The following is a 21,769-nucleotide window of genomic DNA, read 5'->3' as shown; positions in this document are numbered from 1 at the left end:
CAGCTCTCCCGAGTCGCGCCGGGCCCCTCTCGCGAAGGAATACCTCCTCCGCAAGAGCGATAAACAGGGGGTTGTGCCCCTCTCAAGATGCGAGTCCAAAGGCCGTCCGGCACCGTCGGCCCTTGCCGGGTCCGGCCTATCCGAAGTAAAAGCGAGGACGCTTTACCGCTCGCTCATCTCCTGGGGAACACCGGCATGCCAGAAACCGCCCGTACGGCGCTCATCAGCAACGACATCGTCGTCCTCGGCCTGATCGCGGCGACGCTCGGGCTGGTGTTCTGGACGTCCTCGCGCGAGACGGGGCTGTGGAAGAAGTTCTACACCTACGTGCCGGCCCTGCTGTTGTGCTACTTCATTCCCGGCATCTACAACACTATCGGCCTGGTCGACGGCGCGAACACCAAACTCTACAACCCGGTCGCCAGCCGCGTGTTGTTGCCGGCCGCATTGGTGTTGCTGACCCTGACCATCGACCTCAAGGGCGTATTGAAGCTCGGGCCGAAGTTGCTGGTGATGTACGCAGTCTCGTCGCTCAGCGTGATGGTCGGCGCGATCGCCGCCTTCGTGCTGATGCGCGCGGTGCATCCGGAAACCGTGGCTGGCGATACCTGGGGCGGCATGGCCGCGCTGGCCGGCAGTTGGATCGGCGGCGGCGCCAACATGCTGGCGATGAAGGAGATCTTCCAGGTCGACGCGACCACCTTCGGCCAGTTCGCGGTGGTCGATGTCGGCGTCGGCTATGTCTGGATGGCGGTGCTGATCTTCCTCGCCAGCCGCGCCCAGGCGATCGATGCGCGCAGCGGCGCCGACACCCGCGGCATCGAGGAACTCAAGCAGCGTATCGAACAGTTCCAGGCCCAGCATCAGCGCGTCGCCAGCCTCAGCGACCTGGCGATGATCGTCGGCATCGCCTTCGGCGTGGTCGGGCTCGCGCACGCCATAGCGAGCCCGCTGTCGGGCTGGTTCGCGGCCAACGTGTCCTGGGCCAAGACCGTCAGCCTGCACGAGCCCTTCTTCTGGGTGGTGGCGATTTCGACCTTCGCCGGCCTCGCGCTGAGCTTCACCCGCGCGCGCACGCTGGAAGGCGCGGGCGCCTCCAAGATCGGCAGCCTGCTGCTGTATTTCCTGATCGCCTGCATCGGCCTGCAGATGGACATCCTGGCCCTGCTCGACCGGCCCTGGCTGTTCGCGCTGGGCCTGATCTGGATCTCGATCCACATCGTATTGTTGTGGACCGTCGGACGCCTGTTGCGCGTGCCGTTCTTCTATTTCGCGATCGGCTCGCAGAGCAACATCGGCGGCCCGGCCTCGGCGCCGGTCGTCGCCTCGGCCTTCCACCCCTCGCTGGCGCCGGTGGGCGCCTTGCTGGGCACGCTCGGCTACGCGACCGGCACCGGCCTGGCCTACATCGTAGGCATCACCCTGCGTTCGCTGGCGGGCGCGGCGCCGGCCTGAGGCGAGGCAGCCGCAACGCCGGGAACCATCGCTGTAGCAGTTGCAGTTGCAGTTGCCGTTGCCGTTGCCGTTACCGTTACCGTGAAGATTTTGCGGTGGCTGTGCGTAGCCGAGCACTAATGAAGGCCATCGAAGACCCGGAGGGCGGCCCGCAGGGATGCGGGCCGTTTTTCATCGGGACAGGGATGTCCCGTATGTAGATCCCCGCGTTGGCAACGAACGTGCGGGCCTGTGATTCAAAGAAAAGCAACTTCTTTGGTTACCTTTGACCGAAGGGAATCCAGACGGACTTTTGTTGCTTATGACTGAGAAAGTAACCCGCCGCTTTAGCGGCGGAAGCTCTTAGCGTTCGATCTTGGTCTTTGCTTCAAAGATGCGCCGCAAGACCATCACAGCGCGGTCGCGGCTTGTGATCGAAGGAAATCCAGTCGGACGCCGCTCCTACTCTCGCGACGGCACGCTGCTTCGATGGACGAGGTCAGCGTTGTCGCCTCTGCGAATTCCTTGGTCGCGGCTTGCGCCGCTCCTACTCTTCGCGAAAGCACGCGGCTTCGATGAATGACCGCAGCGATGCAACTGCTGCGCGTCCCGCGGTCGCGACTTATGACCGAAGGAAATCCAGTAGGACGTAGCTCCTACAGGGGAAGGGCCTGCACCGAGTGGAAGACGCCGAAGCCGGAATGACCCAAAGAAAAGGCCGCCCGAAGGCGGCCTCTCGCTCCAGCGGAACCCGCTCAGCAACACCCGAACCGCCCGCCCCCGTAACGCGCCTCCTGGCGCTCGCGGAAAAAGGTCGCGTAGTCCGGAATCGGCCGCTCGGGGTGCTTCTCCATCAGGTGGCGGACATAGTTGTCGTAATCCGGCACCCCGCAACACAACCGCGCGGTCTGCACCAGGCGATGCCAGGTGCGCTTGTAGAGCTGGTACTGACTGGCGGGAACGAGCGCGGTGCCCATCACACGTTCGCCATTTCGTGCGGCTTCAAGGCCACGTACGGGGATTCGCGGTCGCTGCGCTCGGGGTTGGCGCGCGCCTTGGCGATCGCGCGCACCGAATACACCAGCACGCTGAACACCACGAACAGGAACAACCCGGTCAGCACCGTGTTGACGTAGCTGTTGAGCATGATCTGCTGCATCTGCTCGATGCTCTTCGCCGGGGCGACCACTTCGCCCTTGGCGATCGCGGCCTGGTACTTGTGCGCCTGGGCGAGGAAACCGACCGCCGGGTTGTCGTCGAAGATCTTGATCAGGCCGGCCGCGCTGGTGCAGATCAGCAGCCAGACCGTCGGCACGATCGTCACCCAGGCATAGCGGTCGCGCTTCATCTTGAACAAGACCACCGTGCACAGCATCAGCGCGATGCCGGCGAGCATCTGGTTGGCGATACCGAACAGCGGCCACAGGGTGTTGATGCCGCCGAGCGGATCGACCACGCCCTGATAGAGGAAGTAGCCCCACAAGGCGACGCAGCCGCCGGTCGCGAGCAGGTTCGGGCCCCAGGCTTCGGTGCGGCGCAACGCCGGCACGAAGCTGCCGAGCAGGTCCTGCAGCATGAAGCGCCCGGCGCGGGTGCCGGCGTCGACCGCGGTAAGGATGAACAAGGCCTCGAACAGGATCGCGAAGTGATACCAGAACGCCATCGTGTTCTGGCCCGGCAACACGTTGTGCAGGATCTGGGCGATGCCGACCGCGAGCGTCGGCGCGCCGCCGGCGCGGGCGAGGATGGTGTTCTCGCCGATGTCCTTGGCGGTGGTCTGCAGCATCTCCGGGGTGACCGAGAAGCCCCAGCTCGAGATCGTCGCCGACACTGCATGCACGTCGCTGCCGACCAGGGCCGCGGGGCTGTTCATGGCGAAATACACGCCCGGTTCGATCACCGAAGCGGCGACCAGGGCCATGATTGCGACGAAGGACTCCATCAGCATGCCGCCATAGCCGATGTAGCGCATATGCGATTCATTGGCGAGCAGCTTGGGCGTGGTGCCCGAGGAGATCAACGCATGGAAGCCCGACACTGCGCCGCAGGCGATGGTGATGAACAGGAACGGGAACAGGCCGCCTTTCCAGACCGGGCCGGTGCCGTCGGTGAACTGGGTCAACGCCGGCATGCGCAGGTCGGGCATCACGATGACGATGCCGATCGCCAGCGCGATGATGGTGCCGATCTTGAGGAAGGTCGACAGGTAGTCGCGCGGCGCCAGCACCAGCCACACCGGCAGCACCGCGGCGACGAAGCCGTAGCCGATCAGCATCCAGGTGATCTGGGTGCCGGTGAAGGTGAAGGCCGGGCCCCACACCGGATCGGCCGCGACCTTGCCGCCGTACCAGATCGCTGCGAGCAGCAGGATCAGCCCGACCACCGAGATTTCGCCGATCTTGCCCGGGCGGATGTAGCGCATGTACACGCCCATCATCACCGCGATCGGCAGGGTCGCCATCACCGTGAACATGCCCCAGGGGCTTTCAGCGAGCGCCTTGACCACGATCATCGCCAGCACCGCGAGGATGATGATCATGATCAGGAAGGCGCCGAACAGGGCGATGGTGCCGGGGATGCGGCCCATTTCCTCGCGCACCAGGTCGCCGAGCGAGCGGCCGTTGCGGCGGCTGGAGACGAACAGGACCATGAAATCCTGTACCGCGCCGGCCAGCACCACGCCGACGATCAGCCACAGCAATCCGGGCAAATAGCCCATCTGCGCGGCGAGCACCGGGCCGACCAGCGGGCCGGCGCCGGCGATGGCGGCGAAATGGTGGCCGAACAACACGTGCTTATTGGTCGGGACGTAGTCGAGCCCGTCGTTGTTGATGATCGCGGGCGTGGCCCGGGTCGGGTCGAGCCGCATCACCTTTTCGGCGATGAACAGGGAGTAGTAGCGGTAGGCGACCAGGTAGATCGATACCGCCGCGACCACGATCCACAACGCATTGATGTGTTCGCCGCGCCGCAGCGCGATCGTGCCGAGGCAGAAAGCCCCGAGGACTGCGAGGGCCGCCCAGCCCAGTTTGCCGAGACCACCTTTCATGACGACCCTCCCAGATTGAACTCAGGCAGCGTCGCCCCTGGGTCCGCGCGGGTCAATGCGCAGTGCCGCAATAGCGGCTGATACTTTGGTCTTAGGGCCGCGGTTCGGGCGGCTGGGCATGCGGATCGGGGCGTCTGGGCGGCGGGTGCGCGGCGAGCGATCTCGGTGCGATGGTGGTGCGGTAGAGCAAATCCCCGGGCGCCGCCGATCGGGTCGGACTTGCGAGCGCCGCAGGCGCCAGCCCCCTTTGTCAAAAGGGCGAGTTGACGATGGCCGATGCGGCGATCGGGTCAAGGCAACATCGTCGCTGTCGCTGTCGCTGTCGCTGTCGCTGTCGTTGTCGCTGCTGAGCCGCTGCCGCTTTTGCTGTTCCCCCCTTTGAAAAAGGGGGGCAGGGGGGATTTGCCGTTTGCCTTCCCTACAGCCACTTCGCCCGCTTGAAGCCGATGTAGAGCACCAGGCAGATCGCGATCACCGAGCCGATCAAGACCGCATAGCTCCATTGCCCGGGCAGTTCGGGCATGTGCACGAAGTTCATGCCGTACCAGCTCGCGATCAGGGTCGGGGCGGCGAGCAGGGCGGCCCAGGCGCCGAGGCGCTTGACCACTTCGCCCTGGCGCACGGTCACCAGCGACAGGTTGACGCTGACCGCGGCGGTCAGCATTTCGCGCAAGGTGTCGGTGGTCTCGTTGATGCGCACGGCGTGGTCGAGCACGTCGCGGAAATACAGCTGGATCTCTTCGTCGATGAGGCCGCCGCGCGAGCGCGCGAGCTGGCCGAGGATGTCCTGCAGGGGCGAGACCGCCATGCGCAGGCGGGTCAGCTCGCGCTTGAGGTCGTACAGCTCCTGCACGGTCTCCTTGCGGAAATCCTCGGCGAAGATGTCTTTCTCGAGTTCGTTGAGCTCCTGGGTGAAGCCTTCGACGATCGGCATGAAGTTGTCGACCACGCTGTCGAACACCGCGTACAGCGCCGCACCGGGCCCGTGTTCCAATAGGTCCGGTTCGCGTTCGATGCGCGCGCGGGCGCCCTTGTAGCTGATCGAGGCGCCGTGGCGCACGGTCACCAGATAACGCGGGCCGACGAACATGTGTGTCTCGCCGAAGCGGATGCGGTTGTCGATTTTCTGCGCGGTGTGGATGGCGATGAACAGCGAGTTGCCGTAGGACTCGATCTTCGGCCGTTGATGCGCGTTGTGGGCGTCCTCGACCGCGAGGTCGTGTAGGCAGAATTCTTCCTGCAGTTTGTCGAGGATGCCTTCGTCGGGCTCATACAGGCCGACCCAAACGAAGCTGCCGTCGTCGACGGCGAGAACGTCGCTGATCGCATCCAGGCCGATGTCGCGGCGGGTGCCGTCGCGGCTGTAGGCCGCGCAGTTGATGACGCATTGGGGCAGGGTCGAATCGCTCATGGCCCGAATCCTGCCCGCGCGCGGCGGCTGCGGCAAGCCGTCAAGCCAGGCGCAATCGGGCGGCTTTGCGGAATCCGGCCCACAACCCGACCTGGATCGGCAGCCACAGCGCGATCCAGTGGGCGTTGCGTTGCGGATACACCGGCAGCCAGTACAGGAACAAGGCCGCCAGCGCGCACAAGGCGACCAGCCCGGTCAGCCATACGAACACCGGGCCGGTCTCGCGGCCGCGCAGCGCGCGCCAACCGCCGAACCACAGCAGCAGGCACAGCGGGTTGAACAGCAACAGGTTGCGGTTGGCCCAGATGTAGTTGTGGCCGGTATCGACCCAGGCGTAGAGCAGGACCGCCCCGACCAGGCCCAGCACCGCCCACAGCGGTAAGGCCGCGATCGCGAGCACGCGTGGGCTGCGGTCGCCGATCCAGGCCAGCGCCGCGGCGATCGCAAGGCCGGCCAGGACCCAGGGCCACCACGGCAGCGGTTGGTCCTTGGGCTCGGGCGAGATCTTGTGCGGCAGCAAGGGCCGTTCTTCCTGGACCAGGGGCTGGCCTTGCGGGCTCTTGACCTCGCGCAGCGCCGCCGCGAGCCGGCTCGGGACGTAGGACTCGGCCCACACCGGCACCGGCTTGTCGGTTTCCGGGCCCATCATCACGTCCAGCACCAGCCACATCCACGGTTCCGGCGCCGACAGTCGCAGCGCTTCGCTGCGGAAGCTGCTGCCGTGCGAGCGGCCTTCGGTCTGGCGGCGCAGTTCGCCGCCGAGCACCTTGTCGATGGCATCGCGCACGCGCGTGGCGCAGTTGTCGTCGAAGTACTGGTAGCGGTAGTAGGCGTTCTCGGGCAGGGCGTTGACGCGCAGCGCCTCGGCCAGCTCGCGCGCCTGCTTCGGGGTGAGGTTCAACCACTGCACCGACACGCCGCGGCCTTCCTGTGCGTACTGCGCCATGTCGTCGTCGAACGGCAGGGCCAACAGGCGATAGCGCATGTCGTTGCGGATGAAGCGCGGGACGAAGTCCGATTCGGTCGGATCGAAGTAGCCGAAGTTGTACGAGATCGCCCGGCCGCTGGCGGGGTCGAGGACGACCAATGCGTCATGGCCGAAACGCGACCAGAACTCCTCGCCGGGCTGCATCGTGACCATGCCGACGCGCGGCGTTGCGGTGGTCGTTGTGGCGGTGTCGGCGGGCTGCGGCGCGGCCGCCAGGGTACCGGTCGGTGCGGCGAAGGCGATGCTGTGCAGCAGGATCAGGGTGGCGAGGGCGAACGACCGGACGAATCGGAGAGTGGAGGTCACAGGCGACAGGGTCCGGCGAGGCGAATGACGGCCATTGTAAACAGCCACGGCCACAGGGTTTGCGCGGAGTTCTAACCGACGAGCGGCTCCGCAACAGGTCGGCGGCTGCGAATCGGTGCCAGGCTCCGGATGGCTGCAAAGCCGCCCAGCCCGCCCTTCCGCCTGGCGCGGTGCGAGGGGCGTAGTGGCTCAGGGGCCCGTGGCGGCCCGGACAGGCCGCCTCTTCGCGGGTCGCGCGTTCGGGCGCACGAGCTTGCCGTGCGCCGCTCAGGCGATCACAGGTTGCCGAGCACGCCGACGTGGAAGGCGTGTACGCGCCGCGCATCGGCGCTGGCCACGCGGAACACGAAACGGTCGAGAGTGAGTTCTTCGCCGGCCTCGGGCAGGTGCCCGATCGCCGCGGTGACCAGGCCGCCGATGGTGTCGTACTCGTCGTCGTCGAAATCGGCGCCGAAGCGTTCGTTGAAATCGTCGATCGGGGTCAGCGCGTCGACCACGTACTGGCCGTCGGCCTGGGCTGCGATCAGGGCGTTCGGGTCTTCGGCATCGTCGTGCTCGTCGTCGATCTCGCCGACGATCTGTTCCAGCACGTCTTCGATGGTCAACAGGCCGGCCACGCCGCCGTGCTCGTCGATGACGATGGCCATGTGGTTGCGCGATTGGCGGAACTCGCGCAGCAGCACGTCCAGGCGCTTGGATTCGGGAATCAATACCGCCGGACGCAGCAACTCGTGGATCGTGCCGGGGCCGTTGTCGGCGACCACGCCGCGCAACAGGTCCTTCGCCAGCAGGATGCCCAGGATCTCGTCCTTGTCTTCGCCGTGCACCGGGAAGCGCGAATGGCCGGACTCGACCACCATCTTCATCAGGTCGAGGAACTTCGCCTCGGCCGGCAGAGCGATCATCTGCGAGCGCGGGATCATCACGTCGCCGACGGTGAGGTCGGAAACCGCGATGGCGCCTTCCATCATGTGCAGGGTGTCGGCGGCGATGAGACCGTCGGACTGCGCATCGCGCAGCAACTCGACCAGATCTTCGCGGGAGCTGGGTTCGCCCGACAGCGCGGAACTGATGCGGTCGAGCCAGGAACGCCGTTTCTCGGGGATTTCCGGCGCGTGGGTGCTACTACTGTCGTCCTCGGACATTCGACTCTTGAACTGTGGCCCTCGGGGGGAGGGCTGTGGCGCAAGTCTAACCCGGAAGGTCGGCATGGGGCGGTCAAGGCGCCGTCCGGCCCCTGGTAGCGGGCTGCCGGTCGCGCTTTGTAGCAATCCTGCAACAGGGGCGACGACCGCCACGAACGCACGCGAGATGGCCGCCGTTCGGCGCCGAAGCCGGCTTTGCGCGGGCTCCGGCGCGGCCGCTCAGCCGTCCCGGCAACTGCGTACCTGGGGGGTGGACGCCTGCCCCAGGTGAAAGCGGCCGGCATTGGACAGCACGACCGTGCCGGCCGGGTCGGCGTGTTCCGAGCACAGGGTGAAGGTCAGGTTGGTGCCGGCGATGTCGCCGTCGGGCTGGAATACGATGCGTGTGCGGCCCAGGGTGCTGTGCAGGCGGATGTCGCCGCCGAGCGCCGGCCGGCGTTGGATCAGGGTGTCGCGGGCGGTGAATTTGCGGTCGCCGTCGACATCGGCGAACACCAGCCAGCCGCGGCTCCAATCCGGGCGCCCGCTGCAACCGCCCTGGGCCGGTGCGGGACACATCACGGTCGCGCTGCCGGCCGCCACCGCGAGGCGATTGGCGACCAGGAAACTGTCGACCAGAGCCATGCGGGTGTGGCCGATGCGCACTCGGGCGACCGCATTGAGCAAGGCCGGCATCGCCACGCCGATCAACAAGAACACGATGGCCAAGGCGGCCACCACTTCCAGCAACGAGATTCCTTTCATCCGACGCATACCAGGCTCCTTCCTGCGATGTGCGCAGTCTGGGCCGAGGCGCGAGGACGGCGCATAGGAAATGCGCCCGCGCCGGCGTGGGGATTAGTCGGTGAGGAAGCTAGGACGCGATCGGGCTCGGCAGGCCCGCATCAAGGCGAAACGGTCGAGACCGATACGGTTCGCGGCGTGTCCTTGCGGCGATGCACGTGTCGCCGGCACGTTGTCGGAATCGACCGACAGCGGTCCGCGGATTATGCTGACACTGGCGGAACGCCAGTCCGAACTCGCACCGTCGCGTCCGCGCTGCGCAGTTCGAAGCGTCAGTCTTCGGTGTACGGGTCGGCGATGCCGAGGCTGGCGAGGATCTCGCGTTCGAGCTGCTCCATGCACTCGGCTTCGCGTTCGTCCTCGTGGTCCCAGCCCAGCAGATGCAAGGTGCCGTGCACGGTCAAGTGGGCGTAATGATCGTTGAGCGCTTTCTTCTGTTCGCGGGCCTCGCGCCCGACCACCGGCGCGCAGATCACCAGGTCGCCGAGCAGCGGCAGGCGCACGCCTTCGGGCAGGCCCTCGGGCATGTCGGCCGGGAAACTGAGCACGTTGGTGGCGTAGTCGCGGCCGCGGTAATGGCGGTTGAGCGAGCGGCCTTCCTTGTTGTCGACCACCCGGATCGCCAGATCGGCCTCGCGGATGCGACCTTCCAGCGCCGCGGCGACCCATTTACGGAAGCTGTTCGCCGCCGGCAGGCCCTTGCGCGGCACGCCGTAGTTGATCGAAACATCGAGACGGATCGGACCTTTGGTCATTGCGGCGGTTCACTGTTCGGCGGTTCGTTGTTTGCGGCCTGCGCTTCGCGTTGGCTGGTCGATATCGCAGGCCGAAGCGCCGTCCTGCGGTAGCGCGATCCTCCGATCGCGCGGGCGCGGCCCGGGCCGCGCTGGGTCAAACGCCCGGCCCGGTCTCCACGTCCTTGGCGTCGCGCGCGTCGTAGGCGCTGACGATGCGCGCGACCAGCGGGTGACGGACCACGTCCTTGGCTTCGAAGAAAGTGAAGCTGATGCCGTTGACGTTGCGCAACACGTCGAGCGCATCGCGCAGGCCCGATTTCTGGTGCTTGGGCAGGTCGATCTGGGTCAAGTCGCCGGTGACCACCGCGGTGCTGCCGTAGCCGATGCGGGTCAGGAACATCTTCATCTGTTCGATGGTGGTGTTCTGGGCTTCGTCGAGGATCACATACGCATCGTTGAGCGTGCGGCCGCGCATATACGCCAGCGGCGCGATCTCGATCACGTTGCGTTCGAGCAGCTTGACCACTTTCTCCACGCCGAGCATTTCGTACAGCGCGTCATACAGCGGGCGCAGATAGGGGTCGACCTTCTGGGTGAGATCGCCGGGCAGGAAGCCCAGCTTCTCGCCGGCCTCGACCGCCGGGCGCACCAGGATCAGACGTTGCACCCGCGTCTCGTTGAGGGCTTCGACCGCGCTGGCGACGGCGAGGAAGGTCTTGCCGGTGCCGGCCGGGCCGATGCCGAAATTGATGTCGTGAGTGGCGATCGCGTGCAGGTACTTGGCCTGATTGGCGCCGCGGCCGCGGATGGTGCCGCGCTTGACCCGGATCGCGACTTCCTGCGGCTCGATATCGTCGGCGACGACCTGGTCGGCGCCGGTTTCGGTCAGGGCCAGATGAATCGCGGCTTCGTCGAGGGTTTCCGCGGCGGAGTCCTTCCACAGATTGCGCAACAGCCGTTCGGTCTGGCCGACCGCCGCGGCCGGGCCGTCGATGCGGAACACGTTGCCGCGGTTGGCGATCTCGACGCCCAGGCGCAGTTCGATCATGCGCAGATGGCCGTTGAAGGGCCCGCTCAGATTCGCCAGGCGTTCGCTGTCGACGGGGTCGAGGGTGAATTCGGAAACGGTGCGTGCGGACATAAAGGAAGCGTAGGCAGTTCGCGTGATGATGACGCGTCGAGGCCTTACAGCTTGCGCCTGTCGGGGCGTTTTCGCAAAGCCGCGGGGTTGGTTCGAGGGCGGCCCGGATGAACGCAATCGCCGCTGCGGCGGCCTTGCGCGGCCGGCGATGCGGGCCGCGAGATTCGCAAGCGGCGGCCGCGCATGGGTTCGCGGGTGCGGGCTCGGCGTGCGGGCTCAGCGATGCTCGCTCGGCCGTGCCGGATCAGCGGTGCCTGATCGGCCATGCCTGACCAGCCGGTCCGGTTCAATCGCGCGACAGGCTGCCTTCGCGCCAGGCCCGCCAGACGCGCAACGCGCCCATCAGGGTCAGCAGGATCGAGCCGATCAACCACAGCAGGGTGATCGCGTCGGCCTCGAACACGCCGCTGCGGTAGGCGCGCATCAACGAGCGCACCAGACCGAGCACGCCGAGACCGAGGAACCAGAAGCCGATCGCGCCGCGCGAGAGCAGGCCGGGCTTGGGTTGGGGGGCGGGCATGTCGTGTCCTCGTGAATGCGAAAGATATAGCGGCCGCGGGTTTACTGCGGCTGCAACAGCGGGGCCGCACCAGGACGCCACAAGGGTACGCCGGCGAGCAAGAGACCGATGGTCGCGGTGGCGAGGCCGCCGGCGATGTCCCAGGCGTAATGCTGGCCGGTGCTGATCACGCTCGGTGCGAGTGCGATCAGCGTCAACCAGATCCACGGGCGTGCCCGCGGGTATTGCAGGCCCGCGCCGACCGCGACCACGGCCGGGATGGTGATGTGCCCAGACGGGAAGCAGTTGTTGACGTCGTCGAGCGCATACAGGCAGTGCCAGGCGAATGCGGTGAACGGGTCCATCCCTTCGGGCAGGCCCGAGCGCAGCATGCGCGTCGGCCAGGCCAGCCAGATCGCGGCATTCAGCGACATCGCAATGGCATACGCGCGCAGGGTCGCGAGCAGCAGGTTGCGCTCGCGGATCGACAGCAACAGCGCCGGGCCGGTGAACAGCAGCAGCCAGTACGGCCAGATCGTCCAGGCCTGCCAGCCGATCCACTCGTCGACGAAGGTCAGCGGCAACAGCCGCGGCTGGCGCAGCGGATAGGTGTTGATGGCGAGATAGAACACGGTGGCGATGGTCATGGTCGCCAGGACCATGGCGATGCGTCGCGGCAAGGGCACCTGGGCCGAGGTCGCGGCGGTCGTGTCGATGGAGGCGGCAGTCATGCGGATGGGGTCATCGGTATGGAGGCTCGCGCTGAAGTCATCGCTGCGCTCGCGGCGGGTGGGTATGGGCGGATATCCGTCCACGTGGTGGTGTGCAGGATCGTCGATACCGGGCCGGGATGGCCAGTAGCTCGGATAAGGATCGTGTCGTCGCGGTGTCGCCGGCACGGCCGGGCCGGTCCGTCGTATCGGAGAGCCAGGCCCAGGGGCCATACTGAGATGGACTCGTGGCCACGATACGACCGAATGTTATGACGATGGAGCTATGACGACGAAGCTGGGTGTAGCGCGACTGCAGCGCTCGTGGGCAGTTCGTACGGACAGGAACGCATGACGACGCAACGCATCGTGGTCACCGGCGCGACCGGTTTCGTCGGCGGCGCGCTCGCCCGCCATCTGGTCGCGACGCGCCCCTGGACCCAGGTCGTCGGCCTCGGCCGCGACCCTGCGCGCGGCCGCGCGCTGCAGGCGCAGGGCATCGAGTTCGTCGCCATCGACTTGACCGACGAGGGCGCGGTGCATCGCGCCCTGCGCGGCGCCGACATCGTCGTGCACTCGGCGGCCTTGTCGAGTCCGTGGGGGCGACGCGCCGATTTCGTCGCCGCCAACATCGACGCCACCGATCACGTCGTCGCCGCCTGCATCGCGCGCCAGGTGCGGCGGCTCGTGCATATCTCCACGCCCGGCATCTATCACGATGGCCGCCCGCATCTGGACATCCGCGAAGACCATCCCTTGCCGGCGCAGGCGGTCAACGACTACGTCGCGACCAAGCTGATCGCCGAACGGCGGGTGTTCGAGCGTTGCGCGGCTGGCGGCGTGTCCGCGCTGGCCTTGCGGCCGCGGGCGATCTTCGGCCCCGGCGACACCGCGATCCTGCCGCGCCTGGCGCAGGCGCTGCGCAGCGGCCGGCTGCGCCGGATCGGCCGTGAGGACTGCCGGGTCGATCTGACGTACATCGACAACGTCGTCGACGCGATCGTGTCGGCGATCGATGCCTCCTGGCGATTAAGCGGCCGCGTCTACAACATCAGCAATGGCGAACCGGTCGCGATCTGGGACGTCATCGATCGGCTTGCCGACGCCTTGTCGTTGTCGCGACCGACGCGGCGCATGTCCAAGCCGCTGGCGCTTGCCGTGGCGAGCGGCGTGGAAGCCTGGTATCGCCGCTTCAGTCCCGATCGCGAGCCACCGCTGCTGCGTTACGGCATCGAATTGCTCAGCGTCGACATGACCCTCGACATCGGCCGCGCCCGCAGCGAGCTGGGCTATCGGCCGCGCGCGACGATGGAAGACGCGTTGGCGAAAACCCTCGGCGAACTGGCGCGCGCGCAGGCGCGACGGTGAGCGGCGAGGTCATGCTGACGCTGGGCGTGTCCGGGCACAGCTGCGCCGACCCGCGTCATCTCGGTCTCGACGCCGGTGCGGCGATGAGTTTTCCGGCCGGCTGGGCCTTGATCGAACACCCGGTGCAGGGCGCAATCCTGTTCGACTGCGGCTATGGCCCGCAAGCGCGCCTGGCGATGCGGCGCGGCCTGCGCTGGCTTTATCGTCGAGTGATCCATGCCTGCTCCGCGCCGCATACCGACGCGGCGGCCTTGCTGCAGCGGCGCGGGCTGGCTCGCGACGAAGTGCGCATGGTCGTGCTCAGCCATTTCCATCCCGATCACATCGGCGGGCTCGGCCAGTTCCCGCGGGCGCGCTTCGTCGCGCACGCCGATGCCTGGCGGCAGGTCGAGGATTCGGGCTGGTTCGGCCTGCTGCATGCGCAGATCTGGAAGGAGCTGTTACCGGCGGATTTCGTCGCGCGCCTGCAGTTGCTCGACGAACGCGGCCGGCGCGGGCTCGACGGCGATCTGGCGACGCTCGGCGGAGAAGGCTGGGACCTGTTCGGCGACGGCAGCCTGTTCGCGCTGCCCTTGCCGGGCCACGCGCGCGGCCAGATCGGCTTGGCGCTGCGTACCCATGATGGCGAGCGGGCGATCCTCGCCGCCGATGCGTTCTGGCGCCGCGAGCAACTCGATCTTGGTCGGGACTTGCCGTGGCTGACCCGGCTGGTGGCGATGGACGACGCGACTGCCTATCGCGAGACCTTGCGGCGGCTGACGCGCTTCCGCGATACCCATCCGGGGGCCTGGCTGATACCGGCGCATTGCGCGCAGACGCTGGCGGAGTGGCGGCAGCGTCATCCGTCGGCGGTGTTGGAGGCGGAGGCGGGCGAGCGGGGCGGTTGATTCGCCTGCTATGAGTTGCCGCTTCGGGGCTCTGCTTTGTGTAGGAGCGACGCAAGCCGCGACTGCGCAGCCGCGGTCTCGCGTCGTCGCTTGCTGGAGCGAGGGTAGGAGCGACGCAAGTCGCGACCGCGCAGCCACGGTCTCGCGTCGTGGCTTGCTGGAGCGAGGGTAGGAGCGACGCAAGTCGCGACCGCGCCGCCATGATCTCGCGCCGCAATCTCGGCAACTTTTGTAGCAGCGGCGTAAGCCCGAAGCCTGAGCAAGAGCAAAGCTTCCGTCCGCTGACGCGGCCGGGTTACTTTCTTTTGCTGGCCCAAAAGAAAGCTAACCAAAGAAAAGGCCTTCCTTGCAAGGGCACAGGCCACGAGTGCGATGCACGCGCCGGGATTTTTCGATAGGACATCCTTGTCCTATCGAAAAACGGCGCACGTCCTGTGCGCCGCCCTCCGGGTCTACGGTTGCATCGCAAGTTCGGACCTGCGCCAAGCTTTCACGGCAACGGCAACGGCAAGCGGCAAGCGGCAAGCGGCAAGCGGCAAGCGGCAGAGCATATGGCGAAGTTCTGCCCTTGCAGTGGTGTGCGCCGCGGTGCCGATGATCCTGCCCCGTGCCGCGAGTAGGTAACGTCGGTCCGTCGGGGCTCGCGCCACACCGTCCTCCCTGAATAGGTGGGGCGATGGCCGTCGGCCGCCGACCGTCGGTCGGCTCGGGTTTGCGAACTAATTAATTGTTGAATTAAATATAGTGCATGAACACTGAGCCCCCCACCAAACCGCCTGCCAAGCGCGCGGCAAAGGCTGCCGCGAAGCCCGCCACTGCCAAGCCTGCGGCCAAGCCCCGTACTGGCAGACCTGCTGCGCCCAAGCGCGCGCCGGGCCGGCCGGTCGCCGCCGACAACCCGGATCTGCGCGCGCGCCTGCTCGACGCGGCGATCGTTTGTTATGCCCGCCAGGGCATCGCCGCGACCTCGCTGCGCGCCATCGCCAGCGAGGCCGGAGTCAATCCGGCCCTGCTGCATTACTACTTCGGCGACAAGGAACAACTGCAGGAAGCGGTCAGCAACGAACGCCTGCTGCCGGTGTTCATGAGCCTGCGCGACAACCTGACCCGCGAACCCGGCGACGTCATGGACCTGATCGCCGGGTTCGTCCACGGCATCGGCCGAGTCATCGCCGAGCATCCGTGGCTGCCGTCGCTGTGGGTGCGCGAAGTGCTGTGTGAGGGCGGGGCGCTGCGCGAGAGCTTGTTGCTGCAGAAGATCGGCCCGCTGGTGCCGCAGATGATGGCGCGGCGTTTCGCCGAGGCGCAGCAGCGCGGACAGATCAATGCCGACCTCGACCCGCGTTTGCTGATGGTGAGTCTGGTCGGGTTGACCCTGTTCCCGGCCGCGAGCGCACCGATCTGGCGGCGTCTGTTCGACGCCGACGATCTCGATCTCGACACCCAACGCCGCCATGCGCTGGCCTTGCTCGACCGCGGCCTCACTCCCTGACTGCGAGAACCCTGCGATGGATACGATCAAGCACGCACTCAGGCCGCACGCGGGTCCGTTCGCGCTCGCTCTGCTGTGCATCGCCCTGGCGGCCTGCAAAGAAGAGCCAGAGCAGGCGCTCGGCACTCTGGAATGGGACCGGGTGACTTTGCCGGCGCCGGCGGCGGAGAAAGTCGTGCGCATCGACGTGCGCGAAGGCCAGCGGGTCAAGGCCGGTACGCGCGTGTTGCAACTCGAACTCGACCGCGGCCGTTCGCAATTGAGCGCGGCGCAGGCGCAGGCGCGGCAATCGGCCGATGCGCTGGCCGAGCTCGAAGCCGGGCCGCGCAGCGAAACCATCGCCCAGGCGCGCGCCACGCTCGCCGCCGCGCAGGCCCAGGCCGCCGATGCGGCGGCGTACTACGCCCGAGTGCAGCCGCTTGGTCGTCAGCGTCTGATCGCCGCGGCCGACGTCGATCGCGCGCGCGCCGCGGCCGGCAATGCCCAGGCGCAGGTGCGCGCCGCACAGGCCGCGTTGTTGGAGCTCGAACACGGCACTCGCCGCGAGCGGATCGCCCAGGGCCAGGCCGCATTGGCCGCGGCGCAGGCGCAGGCCGAGGTGCAGGCGGTCAACGTCGGCAAGCTCGACGTGGTCGCGCCGCGCGACGGCGTCATCGACAGTCTGCCGTACAAGCTCGGCGACCAAGCCCCGGTCGGTTCGCCGCTCGCGGTGATGCTGGTCGGCGAGCGGCCGTATGCGCGTGTCTACGTGCCCGAACCGATCCGCCAGGACGTGCGGGTGGGGCAGAGCGCACGCGTCTTCATCGACGGCCGAGAACAGAAGTGGAACGGCCGCGTGCGGATGATCCGCAGCGAACCGAGCTTCACTCCGTACTACGCCCTCACCGGCGAAGACGCGGCCCGTTTGAGTTATCTCGCAGAAGTCGAAATCACCGACGCCAAGGCCGCGCAATTGCCGGCCGGATTGCCGGTGCGGGTCGAGTTCGGGCCATGAGCGATCTGCCTGCCACTGCAGCCTCGAAGCCGCGCGGCGGCGACGTCGACGGCGCGGCCGCGGTCATCAAGGCGCGCGGCATGAGCAAGCACTTCGGCCAGCTGCGCGCGGTCGACCGCGTCGACCTGACCGTGCCGCGGGCCTGTGTTTACGGCTTCCTGGGGCCGAACGGCTCCGGCAAGTCGACCACGATCCGGATGTTGTGCGGCCTGCTCACCCCGACCGCGGGCGATATCGAAGTGCTGGGCCTGAAGATCCCTCAACAGGCCGAAGCGCTGCGCCGGCGCATCGGCTACATGACCCAGAAGTTTTCTCTGTTCGAGGACCTCAGCGTGCGCGAGAACCTGGAGTTCCTCGCGGCCGTGCAGGACATTCCCAAGGCGCCGGCGCGCAGGCGCGTCGACGAGTTGATCGAGCAATACCATTTCGGCGATCGCCAGAAGCAACTCGCCGGCACCATGAGCGGCGGCCAGAAGCAGCGCTTGGCCCTGGCCGGCGCGGTGATCCACGAACCCGAGCTGCTGTTCCTCGACGAACCGACCAGCGCGGTCGATCCGGAGTCGCGCCGCGATTTCTGGGAGAAGTTGTTCGAGCTGGCCGACGCCGGCACGACTTTGCTGGTGTCCACGCACTACATGGACGAGGCCGAACGCTGCCATCGCCTGGCGATCCTCGATCGCGGCGTGCTGGTCGCCGACGGCACCCCGGCGGAACTGACCGGCGCGCTCGCCGGCCGCGCGGTCGAGGTGCGCGCCGCGCAGCCGCGCAAGGCCCAGCGCGTGCTGGTGGAGGTGCCCGGCGTGCTCAGCGTGGCCCAGATCGGCAACAGCCTGCGGGTGCTGCTGGAACACGCCGATCGCGCCGGTGACGGTCTCGCCGAGGCCTTGCGCGCGGCCGGGCTCGAGGCCGAGGTCGACAAGGCCGGGGCCAATCTCGAAGACGTATTCGTCGCCGCCACGCGCGGCCGCGAAACCGTGTCGGCGGCCGAGGAGCAAGCGTCATGAAACTGCGCCGGCTGTGGGCCATCGTGCTGAAGGAAATCCGCCAGTTGCGCCGCGACCGCATCACCCTGGCGATGATCGTGGTGATTCCGGTCGGCCAGTTGGTGCTGTTCGGCTATGCGATCAACATGAACCCGCGCGGGCTCAATGCCGCCATTGCCGACCAATCGCAGACTGCGGCTTCGCGCGCGCTGGTCATGGACATGGTCGCGACCGGGGTGATCGAGCCGGTCGCCGATGCCGACTCGCCGCAGCAATTGATGGAGATGCTGCGGCGCGGCCAGGTCAGCGTCGGCGTCAGCATTCCCGCCGATTTCGAGCGCCGTCGCATCGACGGCCGGGAAGCGGTGCAGGTGCTGGTCGACGGCAGCGATACGGTGGTGCAGAGCGCGGCCGTGCAATTGGCGCAGATGCCGATCGACAGCTCGGTGGCGGCGCCGCGCAAGGTCGCCCCGATCAGCGTGGTCGCGTTCTACAACCCGGAGCGGCGCTCGCCGGTCAACATCGTGCCCGGCCTGATCGGGGTGATTCTGACCATGACCATGGTGATGTTCACCTCGGTAGCGATCGTGCGCGAACGCGAGCGCGGCAATATGGAGCTGCTGATCACCACGCCGGTCAGCCGCACCGAGCTGATGATCGGCAAGGTCCTGCCGTACGCGGTGATCGGCCTGGTCCAGACCACGGTGGTGATCCTGCTGGGTCTGTGGCTGTTCGACGTGCCGATCAAGGGCAGCGTGCTCGACGTCTACCTCGCCGCGATCCTGCTGATCCTGGCCAACCTGACCCTGGGCCTGATGATCTCGACCAAGGCCGGCTCGCAATTCCAGGCCATGCAGATGACCGTGTTCATCCTGCTGCCGTCGATCCTGCTGTCGGGCTTCATGTTTCCGTACGCGGGCATGCCGAAGGTCGCACAGTGGCTGGCCGAGGTGCTACCGATGACTCACTTCCTGCGCCTGATCCGCGGGGTGATGTTGCGTGGTGCGAGCCTGTGGGAGCTGTGGCAGGACGTGCTGTATCTGTCGGTATTCATCGTGGTGATGATGAGTGCGGCGGTAGCGAGATTCAGCAAGCGGCTCGATTGACGGGGCGAGGCGAGTACAGGCTTCGATGGCCTTTTGTGCAGCCCAACCCAGCCCAGCCCAGCCCAAGCTGGCCGTTAGGCCGCAAGCGTGCCGCCCTCATCTCGCGGCGTCGGCGGTTGCCCTGTAGGAGCGGCGTGAGTCGCGACCTCTCTCATGCGGCGACGCAGACTCATCATTGTCGTGGTCGCGGCTTGCGCCGCTCCTACCCGAAGCAGCATCGCTGTCGCTGTCGCTGTCGCTGTCGCTGTCGCTGTCGCTGTCGCTGTTGTTGCTGTGCGTCGCCGAGCACTGGCGAAGGCAATAGGAGACCCGGAGGGCGGCGCGCAGGGATGCACGCCGTTTTTCATCGGGACAGGGATGTCCCGTATGAAAAAGCCCTGCGTTGGCATCGCTCGTGCGGGCTTGTGATTCAAAGAAAAGCAACTTCTTTGGTTAGCTTTCTTTTGTTGCTTATGACAAAAGAAAGTAACCCGCCGCTTTAGTGGCGGAAGCTTTTAGCGTTTGATCTTGTTTCTTTAGAAGCCTCAAGCAAGTGCAGAGCTTCCGTTCGCTAACGCGGCCGGGTTACTTTCTTTTGTCATAAGCAACAAAAGAAAAGTAACCAAAGAAAAGGGCTCTCCTTGCAAGGGCACAGGCCACGAGTGCGATGCCCGCGTCGGGATTTTTCGATAGGACATCCTTGTCCTATCGAAAAACGGCGCACGTCCTGTGCGCCGCCCTCCGGGTCTCCACTTGGCCGGCAAAGCGGCAAATCAAAATCACGGCAACGGCAACGGCAACGGCAACGGCAACGGCCATGCGGCGGTCGCTGCCAGGCGGGGCGATGCCCCCCGGGCTGCGCGGAAAACCGTGACCTGTGCCTCAGGCCCTTGCGCCAGATGCCCGGTTTCTCGCACATTCGCCGCTTCGGTCCGGGTCGGGGAATGCGATGCGCCGTCTGCGATATCTGATTCCGAGCTTGTGCGCAGTCCTGTCGCTGCCGGCGGCCGCGGCCGAGGTCAGTGTCCTTACCGCCGCGCGCATCCATACCCTCGACTCCGCGCAACCGCGCGCCGAGGCGATGGCCTTCGACGAGCAGGGCAAGATCCTTGCGCTCGGCGCCCGCGCCGAATTGCTGCGGCGCTATCCGCGGGCGCAGCGGGTCGATGCCGGCGATGCGACGGTGATTCCGGGGCTGATCGACTCCCATGCCCACATGCTCGAGCTCGGCTTGAACAAGCTCGGCGCCGACCTGGTCGGCACCCGCAGCAAGCAGGAGGTGCTGCAACGCCTGCGCGATCACGCCAAGCGATTGGCGCCCGGGCAATGGCTGATCGGCGCCGGTTGGGACCAGAACGATTGGCCCGATCCGGGCTTCCCGAGTGCGGCCGATCTGGACGCCGAGTTCCCCGATCGCCCGGTCTGGCTGCAGCGCATCGACGGCCATGCCGGTTGGGGCAACAGCGCGGCGATGCGGGCGATCGCGCGCGATCTGTCCGGCGACTGGCAACCCGAGGGCGGCAAGATCCTGCGCGATGCGCAGGGGCGGCCCAACGGCATCTTCATCGACGATGCGATGGCCTTGATCGACAAATCGCGGCCGCCGCTCGACGCGGCCAGCGCCGAGCGCGCCCTGATCCTGGCGATGCAGGAGGCGGTCGCGCATGGCTTGACCGGCGTTCACGATGCCGGCGTCAACCTCGAGCAATTGCGCGGCTATGAAAGCCTCGCCGAACGCGGCGCGCTGCCGCTACGCATCACCGCGTTCGCCGCCGGCGACGGCGATGCCCTGGAGTACCTGTGCCGCGACGGCCTGTATCAGCATCCGGGCGGGCGTCTGCGCATGCGCACCGTCAAACTGTATGCCGACGGCGCGCTCGGCAGCCGCGGTGCGGCCATGCTCGAGGACTACAGCGACGAGGCCGGCAACCGCGGCCTGCTGCGGATGACGCCGCAGGCGATGGGCGCGGCGATCGCCAAGGCGAAGCGTTGCGGTGTGCAGGTCGCGACCCACGGCATCGGCGACCGCGGCAACCGCCAGGTGCTGGACCTGTACGAGCAGGCCTTGGGGGGCGATGCCCAGCGCAGCGATCATCGCTGGCGCATCGAGCATGCGCAGATTCTCGCGCCGCAAGACCTGCCGCGGCTGGCCGCGCTGCAGGTGATCGCGGCGATGCAGCCGACCCATGCCACCAGCGATATGCCCTGGGCGGAACACCGCATCGGTCCGCATCGCGTCGTTGGCGCTTATGCCTGGCGGCAGCTGCGCGACAGCGGTGCGCGCCTGGCCCTGGGCTCCGACTTTCCGGTCGAATCGGTCGATCCGCGCCTGGGCCTGTATGCCGCGGTCACCCGCAGCGACGGCGCCGGCCAACCGGCCGGTGGCTGGCATCCGCAAGAAAAGCTGACCGCGTTCGAGGCGCTGCGCGGCTTCACTCTGGATGCGGCCTATGCCGGTTTCGCCGAAACCGAAGTCGGCAGCCTGGCGGTCGGCAAGCGCGCCGACTTCGTCGTGCTCAAGCAGGATCCGCTAGCGATCGATCCGCGCGAGTTGCGCAAGCTTACGGTGCTGGCGACCCACGTCGATGGCAAGCCGGTGTGGCGCGCCGAGCGATTCGCGCCGTGATGGTTCCGCCCGTCGTTCGGGCGGACGAGGGGGCGACGGGGGTAATCGTGCTGGGTCTGTGGCTGTTCGATATGCCGGTCAAGGGCAAGGTGCTCGACGTCTGGCTCGCCGCGATCATGCAACGCCGATGA

At 67.0% G+C, this 21,769-nt stretch carries 19 protein-coding genes; 9 read left to right on the top strand and 10 right to left on the bottom strand.

All coding sequences use genetic code 11. From position 1 onward, the window contains the following. The first annotated feature begins 195 nt into the window (after positions 1-195). Positions 196-1,455, top strand: coding sequence for a DUF819 family protein (locus GLA29479_RS02510; RefSeq protein WP_057970674.1), 1,260 nt, complete (start codon positions 196-198; stop codon positions 1,453-1,455). Between the two features lie 734 nt (positions 1,456-2,189). Here GLA29479_RS02510 and GLA29479_RS02505 read toward each other — a convergent pair. From GLA29479_RS02505 to GLA29479_RS02460, 10 genes are all read right to left on the bottom strand, one after another. Next, positions 2,190-2,411, bottom strand: a complete 222-nt coding sequence (locus GLA29479_RS02505) for a YbdD/YjiX family protein (protein ID WP_057917336.1) — start codon at positions 2,409-2,411, stop codon at positions 2,190-2,192. Next, positions 2,411-4,483 carry a carbon starvation CstA family protein gene (locus tag GLA29479_RS02500; protein WP_057917337.1) on the bottom strand — a complete coding sequence of 691 codons (2,073 nt, stop codon included), beginning with the start codon at positions 4,481-4,483 and terminating at the stop codon, positions 2,411-2,413. The genes GLA29479_RS02505 and GLA29479_RS02500 overlap by 1 nt, the downstream gene beginning before the upstream one ends. Before the next feature lie 418 nt (positions 4,484-4,901). After that, the gene (corA, locus tag GLA29479_RS02495; protein ID WP_057917338.1) at positions 4,902-5,894 is read right to left on the bottom strand and encodes a magnesium/cobalt transporter CorA; all 993 of its coding nucleotides are present in this window, start codon (positions 5,892-5,894) and stop codon (positions 4,902-4,904) included. A gap of 40 nt (positions 5,895-5,934) precedes the next feature. Further along, complete coding sequence (locus GLA29479_RS02490) at positions 5,935-7,188, bottom strand: lipoprotein N-acyltransferase Lnb domain-containing protein (RefSeq protein WP_248842786.1); 1,254 nt, start codon at positions 7,186-7,188, stop codon at positions 5,935-5,937. A gap of 275 nt (positions 7,189-7,463) precedes the next feature. Then, positions 7,464-8,333, bottom strand: coding sequence for a CorC family transporter (locus GLA29479_RS02485; protein WP_057970673.1), 870 nt, complete (start codon positions 8,331-8,333; stop codon positions 7,464-7,466). Positions 8,334-8,552: 219 nt separating this feature from the next. Further along, positions 8,553-9,086, bottom strand: a complete 534-nt coding sequence (locus tag GLA29479_RS02480; protein ID WP_082638231.1) for a GspH/FimT family pseudopilin — start codon at positions 9,084-9,086, stop codon at positions 8,553-8,555. 302 nt (positions 9,087-9,388) lie between these two features. Then, positions 9,389-9,871, bottom strand: a complete 483-nt coding sequence (gene ybeY, locus GLA29479_RS02475; RefSeq protein WP_057917340.1) for an rRNA maturation RNase YbeY — start codon at positions 9,869-9,871, stop codon at positions 9,389-9,391. Positions 9,872-10,007: 136 nt separating this feature from the next. Further along, entirely contained in the window at positions 10,008-10,994 is a 987-nt protein-coding gene (locus GLA29479_RS02470) for a PhoH family protein (protein ID WP_031374018.1), read from the bottom strand. A 286-nt stretch (positions 10,995-11,280) separates the two neighbouring features. After that, complete coding sequence (locus GLA29479_RS02465; protein WP_057917341.1) at positions 11,281-11,514, bottom strand: hypothetical protein; 234 nt, start codon at positions 11,512-11,514, stop codon at positions 11,281-11,283. Between the two features lie 41 nt (positions 11,515-11,555). After that, a complete protein-coding gene (locus GLA29479_RS02460; RefSeq protein ID WP_057917342.1) occupies positions 11,556-12,224 on the bottom strand; it encodes a phosphatase PAP2 family protein in 669 nt (222 codons plus the stop codon). 330 nt (positions 12,225-12,554) lie between these two features. On the opposite strand from GLA29479_RS02460, the gene GLA29479_RS02455 reads away from it, so the two are divergent. The 8 genes from GLA29479_RS02455 to GLA29479_RS25920 all read left to right on the top strand — a co-directional run bounded on the left by GLA29479_RS02455 (position 12,555) and on the right by GLA29479_RS25920 (position 21,769). Then, on the top strand, positions 12,555-13,571 hold the full coding sequence (locus tag GLA29479_RS02455) for an NAD-dependent epimerase/dehydratase family protein (RefSeq protein WP_057917343.1): 1,017 nt from the start codon (positions 12,555-12,557) through the stop codon (positions 13,569-13,571). Next, positions 13,568-14,458, top strand: coding sequence for an MBL fold metallo-hydrolase (locus GLA29479_RS02450; protein WP_057917344.1), 891 nt, complete (start codon positions 13,568-13,570; stop codon positions 14,456-14,458). The genes GLA29479_RS02455 and GLA29479_RS02450 overlap by 4 nt, the downstream gene beginning before the upstream one ends. 748 nt (positions 14,459-15,206) lie before the next feature. Continuing rightward, on the top strand, positions 15,207-15,950 hold the full coding sequence (locus tag GLA29479_RS02445; RefSeq protein WP_082638229.1) for a TetR/AcrR family transcriptional regulator: 744 nt from the start codon (positions 15,207-15,209) through the stop codon (positions 15,948-15,950). 16 nt (positions 15,951-15,966) lie between these two features. Continuing rightward, the gene (locus GLA29479_RS02440; RefSeq protein ID WP_082638228.1) at positions 15,967-16,944 is read left to right on the top strand and encodes an HlyD family secretion protein; all 978 of its coding nucleotides are present in this window, start codon (positions 15,967-15,969) and stop codon (positions 16,942-16,944) included. 65 nt (positions 16,945-17,009) lie between these two features. Next, positions 17,010-17,948, top strand: a complete 939-nt coding sequence (locus GLA29479_RS02435; RefSeq protein ID WP_057973033.1) for an ABC transporter ATP-binding protein — start codon at positions 17,010-17,012, stop codon at positions 17,946-17,948. Continuing rightward, entirely contained in the window at positions 17,945-19,033 is a 1,089-nt protein-coding gene (locus GLA29479_RS02430; RefSeq protein ID WP_057917345.1) for an ABC transporter permease, read from the top strand. Before GLA29479_RS02435 ends, GLA29479_RS02430 begins: the two co-directional genes overlap by 4 nt. Before the next feature lie 928 nt (positions 19,034-19,961). After that, on the top strand, positions 19,962-21,638 hold the full coding sequence (locus GLA29479_RS02425; RefSeq protein WP_057970672.1) for an amidohydrolase: 1,677 nt from the start codon (positions 19,962-19,964) through the stop codon (positions 21,636-21,638). Further along, positions 21,635-21,769 (top strand): hypothetical protein, encoded by a 135-nt coding sequence (locus tag GLA29479_RS25920; RefSeq protein WP_282955865.1) that lies wholly within the window; start codon positions 21,635-21,637, stop codon positions 21,767-21,769. The genes GLA29479_RS02425 and GLA29479_RS25920 overlap by 4 nt, the downstream gene beginning before the upstream one ends.

This window comes from Lysobacter antibioticus, from assembly GCF_001442535.1.
GTDB lineage: Bacteria > Pseudomonadota > Gammaproteobacteria > Xanthomonadales > Xanthomonadaceae > Lysobacter > Lysobacter antibioticus.
The sequence above is the reverse complement of the archived record's forward strand: the minus strand, read 5'-3'. Positions and strand labels throughout refer to the sequence as shown.